General features: G+C 46.7%; 11 protein-coding genes. 7 read left to right on the top strand and 4 right to left on the bottom strand.

Annotated features, from left to right (window positions below):
* Window positions 1–277: 277 nt before the first annotated feature.
* From SHEWPOL2_RS03275 to SHEWPOL2_RS03265, 3 genes are all read left to right on the top strand, one after another.
* Window positions 278–1804 carry a Re/Si-specific NAD(P)(+) transhydrogenase subunit alpha gene (locus SHEWPOL2_RS03275; protein ID WP_037426080.1) on the top strand — a complete coding sequence of 509 codons (1527 nt, stop codon included), beginning with the start codon at window positions 278–280 and terminating at the stop codon, window positions 1802–1804.
* Window positions 1805–1815: 11 nt separating this feature from the next.
* Window positions 1816–3300 (top strand): Re/Si-specific NAD(P)(+) transhydrogenase subunit beta, encoded by a 1485-nt coding sequence (gene pntB, locus SHEWPOL2_RS03270; protein WP_037426077.1) that lies wholly within the window; start codon window positions 1816–1818, stop codon window positions 3298–3300.
* Window positions 3301–3455: 155 nt separating this feature from the next.
* Entirely contained in the window at window positions 3456–3842 is a 387-nt protein-coding gene (locus tag SHEWPOL2_RS03265) for a hypothetical protein (RefSeq protein ID WP_037426074.1), read from the top strand.
* A 61-nt stretch (window positions 3843–3903) separates the two neighbouring features.
* Here the strand turns inward: SHEWPOL2_RS03265 and SHEWPOL2_RS03260 are convergent, their stop codons facing one another.
* The 3 genes from SHEWPOL2_RS03260 to hldE all read right to left on the bottom strand — a co-directional run bounded on the left by SHEWPOL2_RS03260 (window position 3904) and on the right by hldE (window position 6791).
* Entirely contained in the window at window positions 3904–4383 is a 480-nt protein-coding gene (locus SHEWPOL2_RS03260) for a TetR family transcriptional regulator (RefSeq protein WP_037421701.1), read from the bottom strand.
* Window positions 4384–4536: 153 nt separating this feature from the next.
* The gene (locus SHEWPOL2_RS03255) at window positions 4537–5364 is read right to left on the bottom strand and encodes a hypothetical protein (protein WP_037426071.1); all 828 of its coding nucleotides are present in this window, start codon (window positions 5362–5364) and stop codon (window positions 4537–4539) included.
* Window positions 5361–6791 carry a bifunctional D-glycero-beta-D-manno-heptose-7-phosphate kinase/D-glycero-beta-D-manno-heptose 1-phosphate adenylyltransferase HldE gene (gene hldE, locus SHEWPOL2_RS03250; protein ID WP_037426068.1) on the bottom strand — a complete coding sequence of 477 codons (1431 nt, stop codon included), beginning with the start codon at window positions 6789–6791 and terminating at the stop codon, window positions 5361–5363. Before hldE ends, SHEWPOL2_RS03255 begins: the two co-directional genes overlap by 4 nt.
* Window positions 6792–6893: 102 nt before the next feature.
* Here hldE and SHEWPOL2_RS03245 point away from each other — a divergent pair, with 102 nt between their 5' ends.
* A complete protein-coding gene (locus SHEWPOL2_RS03245) occupies window positions 6894–7820 on the top strand; it encodes an LpxL/LpxP family Kdo(2)-lipid IV(A) lauroyl/palmitoleoyl acyltransferase (RefSeq protein WP_037421862.1) in 927 nt (308 codons plus the stop codon).
* Between the two features lie 152 nt (window positions 7821–7972).
* Here SHEWPOL2_RS03245 and SHEWPOL2_RS03240 read toward each other — a convergent pair whose 3' ends face one another.
* Window positions 7973–9697, bottom strand: a complete 1725-nt coding sequence (locus tag SHEWPOL2_RS03240; RefSeq protein WP_037421709.1) for a potassium/proton antiporter — start codon at window positions 9695–9697, stop codon at window positions 7973–7975.
* A gap of 618 nt (window positions 9698–10315) precedes the next feature.
* Between SHEWPOL2_RS03240 and SHEWPOL2_RS03235 the strand changes: the two genes are divergently transcribed.
* From SHEWPOL2_RS03235 to SHEWPOL2_RS03225, 3 genes are all read left to right on the top strand, one after another.
* Window positions 10316–12601 carry a nitric-oxide reductase large subunit gene (locus SHEWPOL2_RS03235; protein ID WP_037426066.1) on the top strand — a complete coding sequence of 762 codons (2286 nt, stop codon included), beginning with the start codon at window positions 10316–10318 and terminating at the stop codon, window positions 12599–12601.
* A gap of 188 nt (window positions 12602–12789) precedes the next feature.
* Window positions 12790–14346 (top strand): nitric oxide reductase transcriptional regulator NorR, encoded by a 1557-nt coding sequence (norR, locus tag SHEWPOL2_RS03230; protein WP_037421715.1) that lies wholly within the window; start codon window positions 12790–12792, stop codon window positions 14344–14346.
* A 171-nt stretch (window positions 14347–14517) separates the two neighbouring features.
* Complete coding sequence (locus tag SHEWPOL2_RS03225; RefSeq protein ID WP_037426062.1) at window positions 14518–15432, top strand: L,D-transpeptidase family protein; 915 nt, start codon at window positions 14518–14520, stop codon at window positions 15430–15432.
* Window positions 15433–15790: the final 358 nt, after the last annotated feature.

The raw sequence follows: 15790 nt of genomic DNA, 5'->3' as shown, positions 1-15790 counted from the left end.
TTTGATACGACCAGTGCAGAATCGACTAGCTTGAGCAATATGCGCTTGTGTCAAACCAAAGTATTGCCACAATGGTACGAGCCTGCAGTACTGTGACCTTTTGTTGCTCGCTAAGAAGTTTGTTTTAAAACACAAATTTTATACCAAATTTGAATGCGCTAACTAACTGCCACAATTGAATAGACGAGTTCATTCTTATCGCGGCCTAGCCCTACCTAGGTTTAGCTCAAGGGAAGCACTCAGGCGGAACGATTATATAAACCATCAGGGAGTAATCATGCAGATTGGAATACCGAGAGAGAGTCTCGTCGGTGAAACTCGGGTCGCCGCGACTCCAGCCACCGTCGAACAGCTTAAAAAGCTCGGCTTTGAAGTTGTTGTTGAGGCCAATGCTGGCTTACTGTCTAGCTTTGACGATGCCGCTTTTGAAGCAGCTGGCGCGAAGATCACGACAGAGGTTTGGCAAGCGGATCTGATTTTTAAAGTCAATGCACCGACCGATGCTGAAATTGCGCAAATTAAAGAAGGCGCGACCTTAATCAGCTTCATCTGGCCCGCTCAAAATGCTGAGTTGGTCGAGAAACTGTCTAAACGCAACATCAATGTGATGGCGATGGACATGGTGCCACGTATTTCCCGTGCCCAATCCCTCGATGCTCTCTCTTCTATGGCAAATATCGGCGGTTATCGCGCCGTTGTTGAAGCCGCGCACCACTTTGGCCGTTTCTTTACCGGACAAATTACCGCCGCAGGTAAAGTCCCTCCGGCCAAAGTGCTGGTGATTGGTGCCGGTGTGGCAGGCCTTGCAGCCATTGGTACCGCAGGTTCTTTAGGGGCTATCGTTCGCGCCTTCGACACGCGTTTAGAAGTGGCCGAACAAATCGAATCCATGGGTGGCCAGTTCCTTAAGCTGGACTTCACCAATGAAGATGGCAGCTCATCGGACGGTTACGCTAAAACCATGTCGGACGAGTTTATCGCCGCCGAAATGGCACTGTTTGCCGAGCAAGCCAAAGAAGTCGATATCATCATTACCACAGCGCTGATCCCAGGCCGTCCTGCACCTAAGCTAATCACCAAAGCCATGGTCGACAGCATGAAGAGCGGCTCTGTGATTGTCGATATGGCAGCACAAGCGGGCGGTAACTGTGAATACACCCAGCCTGGCGAACTCTTTGTCACTGAGAATGGCGTCAAAGTCATCGGCTTTACCGATCTTCCCGGCCGCTTGCCTGCACAATCGTCTCAGCTTTACGGCACTAACTTAGTCAACCTGATGAAGTTAATGTGTAAAGAGAAAAACGGTATTGCCAGCATCAGCTTCGATGATGTGGTCATGCGCAACATGACAGTCGTGAAAGAAGGCGAAGTTACCTTCCCGCCACCACCTATTTCGGTGTCAGCTGCCCCCGCGAAACCTACCGCTAAGGTGGAAGTGAAATCTGCCCAAACCAAAGCGCCTTCAAAACTCAAGTATATTCTCGCTGCCCTTGGTGCAGCGGGGTTTGCCGCTGTGGCCTCAGTAGCGCCAGCCGAGTTTTTATCCCACTTTACGGTATTTATTCTGTCCTGCGTGGTGGGCTATTACGTGGTGTGGAACGTGTCCCACTCACTGCATACGCCTTTGATGTCAGTGACTAACGCAATTTCAGGCATTATCGTGGTCGGTGCTTTGCTGCAAATTGGTCAAGGCTCAACCTTGGTCACTGTGTTGGCGTTTATCGCCGTGCTGATCGCCAGTATTAACATCTTCGGCGGTTTTACCGTCACTCAGCGCATGCTGAAGATGTTCCGTAAGGATTAAGGGGGTATAACGTGTCTCAAGGACTGGTAACAGCAGCTTACATCATTGCCGCCGTGCTCTTTATCTTCAGTCTCGCTGGATTGTCGAAACAAGAAACGGCCAAACACGGCAATTTATTTGGTATCACAGGTATGGCTATCGCCCTACTGGCGACCATTTTTAATCCAGACACCAGCGGTGTCGCGTGGATTATTGTCGCCATGGTGATTGGTGGTGCCATCGGCGTGCGTTTAGCACTTAAAGTCGAAATGACGGAAATGCCTGAACTCGTCGCGGTGCTCCATAGTTTTGTGGGTATGGCCGCAGTGTTAGTGGGCTTTAACAGCTTTATCGACTTACATCCAGAACAAGTATCACAAGTGGTTGTGGCCGTGGGCGGGGATATGAATTCCACTCTCGCAGCCGTGCAGAATGCGCTGAGCGAAGCGGCAAAAGCGGCTGAAAACGCGCATATGACTGGCGCTATGCTCAACATTCACTTAGTGGAAGTCTTCCTCGGGATCTTTATTGGCGCGGTAACCTTTACCGGTTCTATCGTCGCTTTTGGTAAATTACGCGGATTAATTTCATCTAAACCGTTGATGTTGCCACATCGCCATAAGCTAAACCTCGCTGCGGTATTGGTATCACTTGGCCTGTTAGTGTACTTCGTGCAAACCGGTGGCACTATGCCAGCTCTACTGTTGATGACACTTATCGCCTTCGCCTTTGGCTGGCACTTAGTGGCTTCTATCGGTGGTGCAGATATGCCGGTTGTGGTCTCAATGCTGAACTCCTACTCAGGTTGGGCGGCAGCGGCGGCGGGCTTTATGCTGTCAAACGATCTGCTGATAGTAACAGGTGCGCTCGTGGGTTCATCGGGTGCGATTCTGTCTTACATCATGTGTAAGGCGATGAACCGCTCGTTTATCTCTGTTATCGCAGGTGGATTTGGTACCGATGGTGTGGCCTCCTCTGGTGATGAAGAAATGGGCGAATACCGTGAGACCAACGCCGAAGATGTAGCTGACATGCTGAAAAACGCAACGTCAGTTATCATCACCCCAGGCTATGGTATGGCAGTGGCACAGGCACAATATCCTGTGGCTGAAATCACCCAAAAACTGCGTGACCGCGGCGTAAAAGTGCGCTTTGGTATTCATCCGGTAGCGGGTCGTTTACCAGGCCATATGAACGTACTGTTGGCCGAAGCTAAGGTTCCGTACGATATCGTGCTTGAAATGGACGAAATCAACGAAGACTTTAGCGATACAGACGTAGTGCTGGTGATTGGCGCGAACGACACAGTCAACCCTGCGGCGATGGAAGATCCGGGCAGCCCTATTGCGGGCATGCCAGTGCTCGAAGTATGGAAAGCCCAAAACGTGATTGGTTTTAAGCGCTCAATGAATACGGGTTATGCGGGTGTACAAAACCCTCTGTTCTTCAAAGACAATACCCAAATGTTGTTCGGCGATGCTAAGGCCAGTGTTGAAGCGATTTTAAAGGCACTGTAATACGCTTGTGAGCTTAATCGCTCGATACAAATCATAAAGGGAGCCATTGGCTCCCTTTGTTTTTTAGCCGCTTGATTACGCTATGTTTTCACATACTTTTAAGCCTGCTCAGCTAGTCTCTGCACAGTTTATCGCTTCAGGTAAAAGGAGATATCATGCTGCTTGGATTATTTATGCTGTCGGCAATATTAATCAAAACGTCGTTATTAGGACTGGGTTGGATATCAATTGGTATCGGCGTTGGGGGTTATCTTTTTTGCCGTTTTTACCACATTAATCTTGCAGACCTACTGGTCAAAAAATTTAGACGGCTTTTTATCAGTGGGGCGATATTACATCTGCTGCTGTATCTAGGCCTTATAGTAAAACTGTTCCTGATCGATAGCCTAGAGGATATTCCGGCCTTTTTAATCAGTCATTTGGTATTCCATCATGCACTCTGCGCAATGATTGCAGCCGCCCTTACTTTTATGGCGATTGGCGTTTACCTTAGCCAGCAAAAGCTAAAGCAGGCAAATATCACTTCCCCCATCACGAACTAATTTAGCCTCTAAAAACCAAAAGGAGCCACAAGGCTCCTTTTGATAGCAATTCATTTTTTGATTATGCCGCTTTAGCAATATCAAAATTAGATAACAACATCACAGCTGTACGGCCGAGTAAATGATTGATGGTACGATCGCCCACTAATCCTAATTCTGCAATGGCTTGCTGACGTGCAGTGCTTACCGCTCTAAACAGAGTGATTTCATTATTGGTGCCGCCGCAAAGGCTGAAGAATAATCTTAACACTGCGCGGTAATGCTCTTCTTGCATCGCTTGCATCCAAGAGGTTTCTAGCGCTTCTTGGCTAGAGAAGTCGAGCGCAGCAACAAAAAGATTGCCAATACGGCTGTCTAAGCGAATTAAAAAGTCGTTCTTCCGCGGAAAGTGGTGACTAATACCTGTGCGGCTAATCCCCGTTGCTTCAGATAACGTGGTATAAGACATAGTCTCAAAGCCAATAGTCAAAATTTGTCTTAACGCTTCATCCATAATCTGATTGATGGTTTGCTCAGTCTGTACTCGCGAGCGCTTAGCCATAATAAAGTCTCCCACTGTTCTTTTTGTGGGATAGAGCTTACCAAAGCCTTTCAGGGATTACTGCTGTTTAAAAACGTGAAACAAGTGTATTTCACTTTTGTTCAGCTAGGGTTCAGTTTTAAACGGAGGATTTTATTGCTTTTGTTTACATATTTATAACATTGAATTTTGTACTAACCAGTCGTGTGCTTTTTGCTCCCCCATTAACAATGTTAGGGTAGGCGTTAAATAACGCCCAAGATCGGATTTACGCCAAAACAGGTATTCTGGCAGGGGTTGTAGCACGGTATCACTAAAAGTTCGTTGTATTAAACTCGAATATTCACGCAAAACCTGCGGTTCAATTTGTACCATTTGAGGATAAAAATCGGCTACAAAATCACGATAGTGAGTATATTGAACGATTTGAGTGACTTGATATTTATTTAACACCTGTATCATCATTGGTGCCGTCCAGTGTGACATATATTGCGAACTTGTAAGCGCCGCTAGGTTGCGCCGGTGATACTGCTGCCAAGCTAAATCAAAATTGCCTTTAGCATTGGCAATACACCAGATGAGATACAGATCCGCTAACCATTCATGCTGATAAGGTGTTAATTCCTTAGGTAATAAACTCCCCTGCAACGCCAAGTTTTCAAGGTGGCCTAGTTCATGCCAAAGGGTCAATTGTGCTTGTTCTTTTAGATCTAATTGGTAGGTAATACCATCAATATTGGCTAGTTGGATCTCTGGTGTTTCTTGCTCATTGACGAGTATTAGGCCGGAGAAATGACTATCTTCAACAGGTAATACCATGGCACTGCGAAGCCCAAGCTCTGTTTTAAACTGGGCCTCGCTGTGGGGGAGCTGTTCACGAACCTGAGGTGGAAATGTTGCCAGACACTGACTCAATTGCGCTAAAGGACAAAGTAACGCCTGCTTATCGGCAATAGGCACCCAAGTTAAGCTTGATATCAGAGTCAGTGCAATTAAACTCACTGTTTTGCCATGATATTTTGGATAATCGCCGTAGTAGAGATACCGTCTTCAAATCCTAACACTTGCACTTGGCCGCCCGCAGCAATGACCTCGGCGCCACCCGCAATATCTTCAACCTTATAATCACCACCTTTCACTAAAAGATCCGGTAGTAATCTGGCGATGATCCGCTGTGGCGTATCCTCACTAAAAGGCACCACCCAATCGACGGCGGCTAATCCTGCCAACACCGCCATACGTCTATCCACTTGATTAACTGGGCGACCTTCGCCTTTTAAGCGTTTGACTGAGGCATCGTCATTCACGGCCACGATCAATCTGTCGCCTAAGGCTTTGGCTTGCTTGAGGTAACTGACGTGTCCCGCGTGCAAAATATCGAAGCAACCGTTAGTCATCACCACTCGCTCACCACGTAATTTAGCTTGCTCTAGGGCGTAAGCAAGTTGATCTTCACTCACTACCCCAAAGCCAGATTCACCGTGATGCAGCGCTAGGGCTTCAATCAGCTCTATACGAGAAACCGTAGAAGTCCCCAGTTTACCCACTACAACGCCAGCGGCAGTGTTGGCAATCGCACAGGCCTGCGGTAACTCAGCACCCGCGGCTAAAGACGTTGCTAAAGCTGAAATCACAGTATCGCCAGCACCCGTTACGTCATACACCTCACGGGCAACCGTAGGGATGTGTAATTCAGGGGCATTGGCCGTCACTAAAGTCATCCCCTTTTCAGAGCGAGTGACTAAGATAGCGTCGAACTGGTACTTGTTCAGTAATCCGCGAGCCTTTTCGAGTAGATCTGCTTCAGAGGTTACCGCGCCAACAACGGCCTCAAATTCACTCATATTTGGTGTGATGAGCGAGGCGCCATGATAACGGCTAAAATCGACCCCCTTAGGGTCAACCAGTACTTTTACGCCTTTGGAACGGGCGAGCGCGATAAAATCACGAGGATTATCAATGGCGCCCTTCGCATAATCTGATAGCACGACCACATCGACCGAATCGAGTAAGGCTTCAGACTGCTTAATTAAGCGCGCACTATCCTGCTTATCGAAGGACTCTTCAAAGTCGAGGCGAATAAGCTGTTGATTGCGCGATAAAACCCTAAGCTTGGTAATGGTCGGTTTGTCAGCAATATTCAACCATTGTGGTTCAACCCCAAGTGCTTGTACGCCAAGCGTTAACGCCTTAGCCGTATCATCATTGCCCACTAAGCCCGCCAATTGTACTTGGCCACCTAAGGTCGCGATATTTAGCGCCACGTTTGCCGCGCCGCCCGGTCTATCTTCGACTTGGTTAATCTTCACCACGGGCACTGGCGCCTCGGGGGAAATACGTCCCGTAGGACCAACCCAGTAGCGATCTAACATCACATCGCCGACGACTAACACTTTGGCTTTTTCAAATGCTGGCAGAGAAACCTTCATAGCGCTCTTATCAGTTGCAGAAATTAAACCGTGATTGTACCTAATTTTCAGCAAAAGATGAGTTAGAATAAGCAGTAATTTTCAAAAGTAGTGAGTATTTTTGTGGTCGAGAAAGCTGAGTTTTCATCATCTTTATATCATCCGAAACACTGGCCCATGTGGTTTGGGGTGTTAGTGATGCGGATTACCCAAGTGTTGCCTCTATCATGGCAGATGAAATTAGGCAAAGGCATGGGCCGATTAGTCAAGGCACTTGCGGCCAGTAGAACCCATACCGCGCGCCGAAATTTAACCCTCTGCTTCCCGGATATGCCAGAGGCCGAGCGAGAAGCGCTCCTCACCCGTAACTTTGAAGAAACGGGTAAAGCGATTTTCGATACCATCAATGCCTGGTGGTGGTCCGATGAAAAAATCCAACAACATATGCAGATAACCGGCAAAGAATACGTTCAAGACACCTTGAACGCTGGCCATGGGGTGATTCTGTTTGCAGTGCACTGCTTACCACTGGAAATGGGCGCACGTATTTTTGGTCAATTCCAACCCGGTGTTGGGGTGTACCGCCCACATAACAATCCCGTGATGGAATACCTGCAAGTGAAAGGTCGATTACGTTCGAATAAAGCCTTAGTGCCGAAACGCGATCTACGCCAGATGGTGCGTTGTTTACGTAACCCCGATGTGATTTGGTATACCGCTGACCAAGACTTTGGCCGCTCTAGTGCAGTGTTTATTCCCTTCTATGCCGTGCCCGATGCCGCCACTATTACTGGCGCAACCACGCTGGCAAAGTTAGGTAAGGCCAAGGTATTACCCTTCTTTGTTGAGCGCACAGAAGGAGATACAGGCTACCGGATTGAAATCATGCCTCCATTAGATAATTTCCCAGGTGAAGACGAAGTCGCCGATGCCATCCGTGGTAACAAAATTATTGAACAGATTATCGATAAAAATCGTGCTCAATATATGTGGCTCCATCGCCGCTTTAAGACGCGCCCAGATCCAACGGATAAGTCCTTATATAAGTAAGCTTTTGGTTAATCACATCGAGATAATCGCTTAAAAGAGAAAACAAAATGCCAAGCAATCGCTTGGCATTTTGTTTATATCTTTCTGCCTAAGGCATCTTGTAGGGCTCTAAGCGCTTAAACATGGTAGTTAAGCACAACACTTAAACCAGATTAAGCCTCCGCCGGTAAGCGAATACCCACATTGGTGACTTTGCCTTCATAGAGTCCCGCAACGACCCAATGGAGTGATTGCCATTGAAACTGGTCCCCAAGTACTGGATGCGCACCTAGCTCTAAAGCAACTAAATCAGCTACAGTCATGCCGCCAGTTTCATCGTCTAATGTTAAGCCATAGATAGGTGCAAGATCCGCCAATTTAACCTCGGTATCGATAAAGAAGTCACCAAAGAAACGTGGAACCTCCTTGGTTTCAGGGGCTTGGCTAAAGAGGTTACTCAATGCTTCAAGGCTCTTTTCCTGCCCGAGTACGCACAGAATATCACCCGCCTCTAAGCACGTACTTCCCGAAGGATGCAATAACCTGTTATTGCGAAATACTGCCGCAATGCGAGTACCATCGGGCATTGCTAAGCGTTTTAGCGGTTCACCAATACACCACTTACTTTCACTCAAACGATAGACAAACACTTCCCATTCGCTGCTCGGGTAAATTTCAACCCCCGAACGCGAAACGGGCAAAGGCTTTGGGGGCAATTCTACCTTTGCTAAGCGTGCAGCCGTAGTGAGTGACGCCCCTTGGACTAGCAGAGAGACTAACACCACAAAAAAGGCCAAGTTAAAATACAATTGTGCCCCAGGAAGCCCAGCCATCATTGGGAATACCGCTAAAATAATCGGCACGGCACCACGAAGCCCGACCCAAGAGATAAACCAGCGGTCACGGCTGCTAAAACTCTTAAAGGGCAGCAAACTTAGCCATACCGCTAAAGGTCTGGCAAACAGGATCATCCCAAAGGCCAGTGCTAAGCCCGGCAGCCAAATATCTAATAGATCCGAGGGGGTTAGGAGTAGTCCCAAGACGAGAAACATGCCGATTTGACTCACCCAAGTCATTCCATCCAATACGTTTAATATCGCATGACGTCCACGAGTTGGCTTATTACCGAGGAATAGGCCAACTAAGTAAATCGACAGAATGCCACTGCCACCTAGCTTGTTCGATGCAGCGTAAATAATAAGGCCGCCACTGAGCACGAGAATCGAATATAGACCTTCAGCTAGTTGACTTAAGTTCACCAATTTCCATAGCAGCCAGCCACCACCCAAGCCTAATAAAATTCCCAGCCCAAATTGTTTAATAAAGCTAATCAGCATAAAGCTTGCAGAGAGCTCGGCATCGACATTGCCGAGAATGGCAATCAAGGTGACAGTTAAAAATACCGCCATAGGGTCGTTACTACCCGATTCGATTTCCAGCGTTGCTCCAACCCGCTCATTAAGGCTGCGTCCCTTTAACAGTGAGAATACCGCCGCCGCATCGGTAGAGCCGACAATAGCTCCCACAAGCAAACCTTGTAGCCAATGTAAGTCAAATAGCCACGCAGCCATAATGCCTGTGATACTGGTGGTGATCGCCACCCCAAAGGTTGCCAAGGATAACGCAGGCCACAGTGCGACCCTGAAGCTCGCGACCCGAGTGCGCATACCGCCATCGAGCAAAATAATGGCTAAGGCTAAGTTACTGACAAGATAAGCGGTTGAATAATCATCGAAGAGAATACCGCCGGGACCATCTTCACCAGCAAGAATACCTACGGCGAGGAAAATTAATAAGATAGGAATCCCAAGACGGGATGACATGGGACTAAGCAAAACACTCACGGCAGTAAGTAAGGCACCGATCAGAAAAAAACTATTGATGGAATCTGCATCCACACATGCCTCCTTAAATGCTGCTGGCTCAGCTAAACGATAGCAAAAACACCTAGATTAAAAATGACTCAATTAAAAATTTCAGTGTTTCTATACTAGCATAAAAAATGCAGATTATTGGAGTTTTAAATATTAAATTTCAATCATCTACACTAAAATAATCATCAACAGTAACTTTAGGCTAATTTTCAGATAAAAACACATAAAAAGACAAATACAACCTGAACATCAAACCATAAGCATAAACAAAATAAAGCTTATATTTATCAAGTTCTTTAAAAATAAATCCGACACAAACTTTCCATTTTTAATCAAAAAAATATCGGTAACCATCTAAAAAGACACCATATTGATAAAAACACACACCTAACTATATTTATCGCCGCAATACCTTGAAAGAGCACATTAAATTGAATAGTTCATTGTGTTATCAACATTGGCCCACCAATGGCTGTCATAAAGACAATTAATGTCATTATGACAATTTTTATTGCTATCAAAAAAACACTATTAATAATTTAAATTAAATTTTTTCCTTTATTTTCAATGACAAAAATACTTGGCACATATTGCGCAATAGCAAATTACAGGTATCAAAATGACGTTGGATTAAGGGGATTTATGAGCAAACAAAAACTCACCGCTATCGCACTATTATTAGTGTTGATTGCCTCATTTACTGTACTACTGAGCGTAGGCAGTGAAATTTATCGAGAAAAACCACCCATTCCCAGTGCATTTGTCGATGTGAATGGCCAAGTTATCTTTAGTGAACATGATATAGAACAAGGTCAATTAGTATGGCGATCAATGGGCGGCCATCAACTCGGTTCGATTTGGGGACATGGCTCCTATGTCGCCCCCGATTGGACCGCAGACTGGTTACACAGAGAAGCCCAAGCTTGGCTCGACCTGCGCGCCAAGCAACAATATCAAACGCCTTTCGAGCAACTAGGTTCCCAAGAAAAAGCGGGGCTTGAACAAGCATTAAGGGATGATTTACGCCATAACAGTGTTGAACAACAGATCGATGGCACTCAGCTTATTAGGCTATCGACCACACGAGTAGAAGCAATTCGCACGGTTAATCAACACTATTTATCCTTGTTTGGTGATGACCCTAAACTCAGTTCACTACGCGAACAATACGCCATGAAAGAGGGCACAGTGCCCGATGTTACACGCCGTGAACAACTTAATGCGTTCCTGTTTTGGGGGGCTTGGGCTGCCATCACTGAACGCCCAGATGCACCCTATACATACACTAATAACTGGCCGTTCGATCCTCAATTAGGCAATACTCCCACCTCGGATAATATTGTCTGGTCGATACTCAGTATCGTGACCCTGATAGCGGGTATTGGTGGATTGCTATGGCACCATGCCAGCGGTAAGCACGAAAGTCTGCCTAAGCCGTCGGAACAAGACCCGCTGTTTTTCACTAAACCAACCGCTTCACAAAAAGCCGTCGGCAAATACTTCATTACGGCGATAGGTCTCTTTTTATTGCAAATTTTACTCGGAGGTATTACCGCTCACTATGCGGTAGAAGGCCAAGAGTTTTATGGTTTACCTATTGCGGAAATACTTCCCTATTCAGTAACGCGTACTTGGCACACCCAATTAGCCGTATTTTGGATCGCAACTGCTTGGTTAGGTACAGGGCTGTATATTGCACCTGCGTTATCGGGCCATGAACCCAAATATCAACGAATAGGCGTTAACGTACTCTGGGTAGCCTTAGTGGTGGTTGTGCTCGGTTCAATGGCGGGCGAATGGATTGGGGTACAGCAGTATTTTGATCTCGATATGAACTTTCTCTTTGGCCATCAAGGATATGAATACATAGATCTGGGTCGAGTATGGCAAATCTTACTCCTCGTTGGATTATTGATTTGGCTCGCCCTAGTCACCGCCGCCATCAAACCCGCCCTCAAAGTTCAAGGCGAGATGCGCCCTGTTATTTGGGTACTCTATGCCTCCTGCGTCGCAATTGGTTTGTTCTATGGCGCCGGGCTCTTTATGGGCAAACACTCCAACTTAGCGATTGCAGAATACTGGCGTTGGTGGGTAGTACATCTGTGGGTTGAGGGCTTCTTCGAAACCTTTGCGACTGCCGTTATCGCCTTAATGCTGGTACGTTTGGGCTTAATCCGTGGCCGTAGCGCCAACGGTGCGGTCTTGTTTACAACAGTAATCTTCTTAACCGGTGGTTTAATCGGCACTTTACACCACCTCTATTTTACTGGCACACCAACCTCGGTTATCGCCTGGGGCGCAATTTTCTCGGCCTTAGAAGTGGTGCCTTTAGCCATCATAGGTTTTGAAGCAATGGAAACCTACCGCTTGCGTAAAGCCAGTCCATGGATGCAGCGTTATCACTGGGCGATTATGTTCTTTGTGGCTACCGCGTTTTGGAACTTGGTCGGTGCCGGTATGCTGGGCTTCTTAATCAATCCACCAATCTCGCTCTATTACATTCAAGGGTTAAATACCACTGCCACCCACGGTCACGCTGCCTTTATGGGGGTTTATGGCATGCTCGGCATGGGACTAATGCTTTTCTGTCTGCGCGGTCTAACTGGCAATATGCAGTGGAATGACAAAATGCTCAAAGGCGCCTTCTGGAGCCTCAATATTGGCCTAGCGGCTATGGTGTTTATGTCACTATTACCTGTAGGGATTACGCAGTTTTTTGCGGTCATCGACCACGGCTATTGGTATGCGCGCTCACCAGAGGTCATTCATAGTCCGCTGGTTGAAAGACTGGTATGGATGCGTATGTTTGGGGATATCATCTTCAGTATCGGCGGATTATTGATGGGCACCTTCTTATTTGACTTAATTAGAAAGGCCCTGAATAAACCTGCAAAGTTACAAGGGGAGCAATTACTACCAGACCACTAACACGAGACTAAATAACGGTTAGTCCCATACCAAGGTGCCATTGCTGGCACCTTGGTTGCCTAATCTCTAGCAGCTACGTTGCGGTGAGTCATTCCTGCATGCATTTTGCTGTTAGTCGTGTTTAAACTACATGTGTCAATATAACAATCAATGGTATAAATCAGGGTAATCTAGCTGTTGGAGTTTTTATGGCCCTTAGTCAAACCGATCTTACCCGTATCGCCCTCGATATCACCTCAGGTTTAGCCCATAGAGACCGCTTCTCACGGCTGCTCAACACCGTTAGAGAAAACTTACACTGTGATGCCGCTGCGCTACTCACGTTTCATGGTCAGTATTTTACCCCACTCGCCATCGATGGTTTGAATGATGACGTACTAGGCAGACGTTTTATCCTTAATGAGCACCCAAGGCTTGAGGCTATTGCCCGTGCGGGGGATATAGTGCGCTTCCCGGCTGACAGCGAACTTGCAGACCCTTACGATGGTTTAATCCCCAATCAAACAGGCGCATTAAAAGTGCATGCCTGTATCGGACTACCGTTATTTGCCGATGAACAGCTTATCGGGGCCGTAACTATCGATGCTTTTAATCCTCTGCAATTTGATCAATTCAGCAATGCCGAGCTACGCAGTTTAAGTGCCATTGCAGCAGCATCTTTAAGTAATGCTTTACTGGTTGAAAAACTTGAACGTATGGCCCTAAACAGCCATTCAACCCATGCACAAGAAAATAGCCCTAACCTGAGCCAGAATGCCGAAATCATTGGCCATTCGCCCTTAATGCAAAGTTTGAACCGAGAGATTGAAGTCGTAGCCCATAGCGATCTGAATGTGCTGATCTTGGGCGAGACCGGTACAGGCAAGGAGTTAGTCGCCCAGGCGATACATCAAAAATCTGCAAGATCCAGTAAACCATTGGTCTATCTAAATTGTGCAGCACTCCCCGAATCGGTTGCCGAAAGCGAACTCTTTGGTCATATCAAAGGTGCGTTTACAGGTGCAATTAGCCATCGCAGTGGCAAATTTGAAATGGCCGACAAAGGGACACTCTTTCTAGACGAGATTGGCGAACTGCCCCTCACACTCCAAGCCAAGTTATTGCGGGTCTTACAATATGGCGACATACAAAAGGTAGGTGATGATCGCAGCCTAAAAGTCGATGTCCGCATCATAGCCGCAACCAATAAAGATCTTAAAACAGAAGTGCTTGCAGGTCGTTTTAGGGCAGACCTTTACCATAGGTTAAGTGTATTTCCGATACTGGTTCCGCCCTTACGGGAGCGCGAACAGGACATCACACTTCTGAGTGGATTCTTTGCTGAACGCTACAGGCAAAAACTCGGGATGAAACAACTTAATTTCAGTAACAGTAGCCTACTCTTGCTCAATCAATATACTTGGCCGGGTAATGTACGCGAACTAGAACACGCTATCCATAGGGCGACGGTTCTAGCACGCGTAACCGCACAGGACGGCTGCTGCACCATTGCGCCACAACATTTCGATTTACCTTTTACACTTAACACCTCAAAAATGAGTTCATTGGCAATCACGTCGTTGAGCAATGCAACGCAAATCCAGCAAGAGTTTGTTAGCTTATCCCTAGCAACCGACACATTTCAGCGCGACTACATCAAACAAGTCTTTACCACACATACTGGCAATTGGGCTGCCACGGCAAGGACATTAGGAGTTGACCCAGGCAATCTGCATCGGCTCGCAAAACGTTTAAAGCTAAAATAAGCAATAAATACGCTTTATGAACCATATTTCAGTTGAAATAATATCCAAAATAAGGAAGGATGCGAGCTTCGCGCGCCAGTGCATTGTGTATTACAATTTGCCGCCCGATTTTGGGAAGAAACTGCCGCGTAAAACAGGTTATTTTATTAACAGGAATCGTAGTATCCGCTTATGAGTATGCTTCGCACCACAGCTTTATTATTGACTTTGGTTTTTCCAAGTCTCTCCGCTTTAGCAACGGAATACCCTTTACCGTCTTCTAAGAGCCGGTTAGTTGGCGAGAACCTGTATTACACAGTGCCAGAGGGTAAACATACCCTCGAAGATATTGCCGCTCAGTTCCAACTCGGCCTAAGCAACTTGCTGGAAGCAAACCCTGGTGTTGATCCGTTTCTTCCAAAGCCAGGCAGTAAATTGTTAATTCCTAAACAATTAATTCTGCCCAATGCGCCACGTGAAGGCATAGTTATCAACGTTGCTGAAATGCGTCTGTATTACTATCCAAAAGGCAAAAATACCGTGGAAGTTCTACCTATCGGTATTGGCCAAATTGGTAAAGACACGCCAGAAAACTGGGTAACCAGCGTGCAACGTAAACGTGCTAACCCGACATGGACACCAACGCCACGCATTCGTAAAGAATATGCGGCAAGGGGCGAGATTCTGCCAGCGGTATGGCCAGCAGGTCCAGATAACCCAATGGGACTGTATGCACTCTACATTGGTAACTTGTATGCCATCCATGGTACCAACGCTAGCTTCGGTATTGGTTTACGTGTTAGCCAAGGCTGCGTGCGTTTACGTCACGATGACATTGAACATCTGTTCAAAACCGTGCCAGTTGGAACACGTGTACAATTTATTAACCAACCGATTAAAGCGACCGAAGAGCCAGATGGAAAGCGTTATTTAGCCGTGCATCAGCCGCTATCACGCACTATTGCTGAGTTTGAGTCAAACGAGCCTGTGGCAATTGCTTTACCAAAAGACATCGCTAAGTTTATTGCCAAAGCTGATACCGACTCCAGCGTGATTAAAAAGCTACTGGACGAGCGCACAGGCGTACCGACAATTATTAATCAATAGTTGTATGCCTAGGGCGTGTTGACGTTTCGAGATTAAATTTTGTTCGTTCTGGCAAGTTCGTGCTCGCGAAACGAGGAATGATATGTAGTTATTCTACTCAAATGACGAGTGACAAAGAGCAAGGGCTTGCCAGACGAACCCTTCGGGCAGCATTTGGCTGGCTTTTCTGCCGCGTTATCGTCCGTTTATGTAGAATAACTACACTGCACGGACTTTGCCTTGCATAAAAACCAGCCAAATTGCTGCAAAAACAACCCTGAAACGTCAACACGCCCTAGTACGCAATTAACGCTGCTTACTCTATAAAAATACCCGCCTTGGCGTAATGCCGTTCACTTAAGAGTGAACGGCATTTTTC

Source organism: Shewanella sp. POL2 (genome assembly GCF_000282755.1).
Lineage (GTDB): Bacteria > Pseudomonadota > Gammaproteobacteria > Enterobacterales > Shewanellaceae > Shewanella > Shewanella xiamenensis.
The sequence above is the reverse complement of the archived record's forward strand: the minus strand, read 5'-3'. Positions and strand labels throughout refer to the sequence as shown.

Bases quoted from the DNA above. Each gene is read 5' to 3' on its own strand.
- norR (WP_037421715.1), top strand. From the start codon at position 12,790: ATGGCCCTTAGTCAAACCGATCTTACCCGTATCGCCCTCGATATCACC.
- SHEWPOL2_RS03260 (WP_037421701.1), bottom strand. From the start codon at position 4,383: ATGGCTAAGCGCTCGCGAGTACAGACTGAGCAAACCATCAATCAGATT.
- SHEWPOL2_RS03235 (WP_037426066.1), top strand. From the start codon at position 10,316: ATGAGCAAACAAAAACTCACCGCTATCGCACTATTATTAGTGTTGATT.
- SHEWPOL2_RS03275 (WP_037426080.1), top strand. From the start codon at position 278: ATGCAGATTGGAATACCGAGAGAGAGTCTCGTCGGTGAAACTCGGGTC.
- SHEWPOL2_RS03265 (WP_037426074.1), top strand. From the start codon at position 3,456: ATGCTGCTTGGATTATTTATGCTGTCGGCAATATTAATCAAAACGTCG.
- hldE (WP_037426068.1), bottom strand. From the start codon at position 6,791: ATGAAGGTTTCTCTGCCAGCATTTGAAAAAGCCAAAGTGTTAGTCGTC.
- SHEWPOL2_RS03225 (WP_037426062.1), top strand. From the start codon at position 14,518: ATGAGTATGCTTCGCACCACAGCTTTATTATTGACTTTGGTTTTTCCA.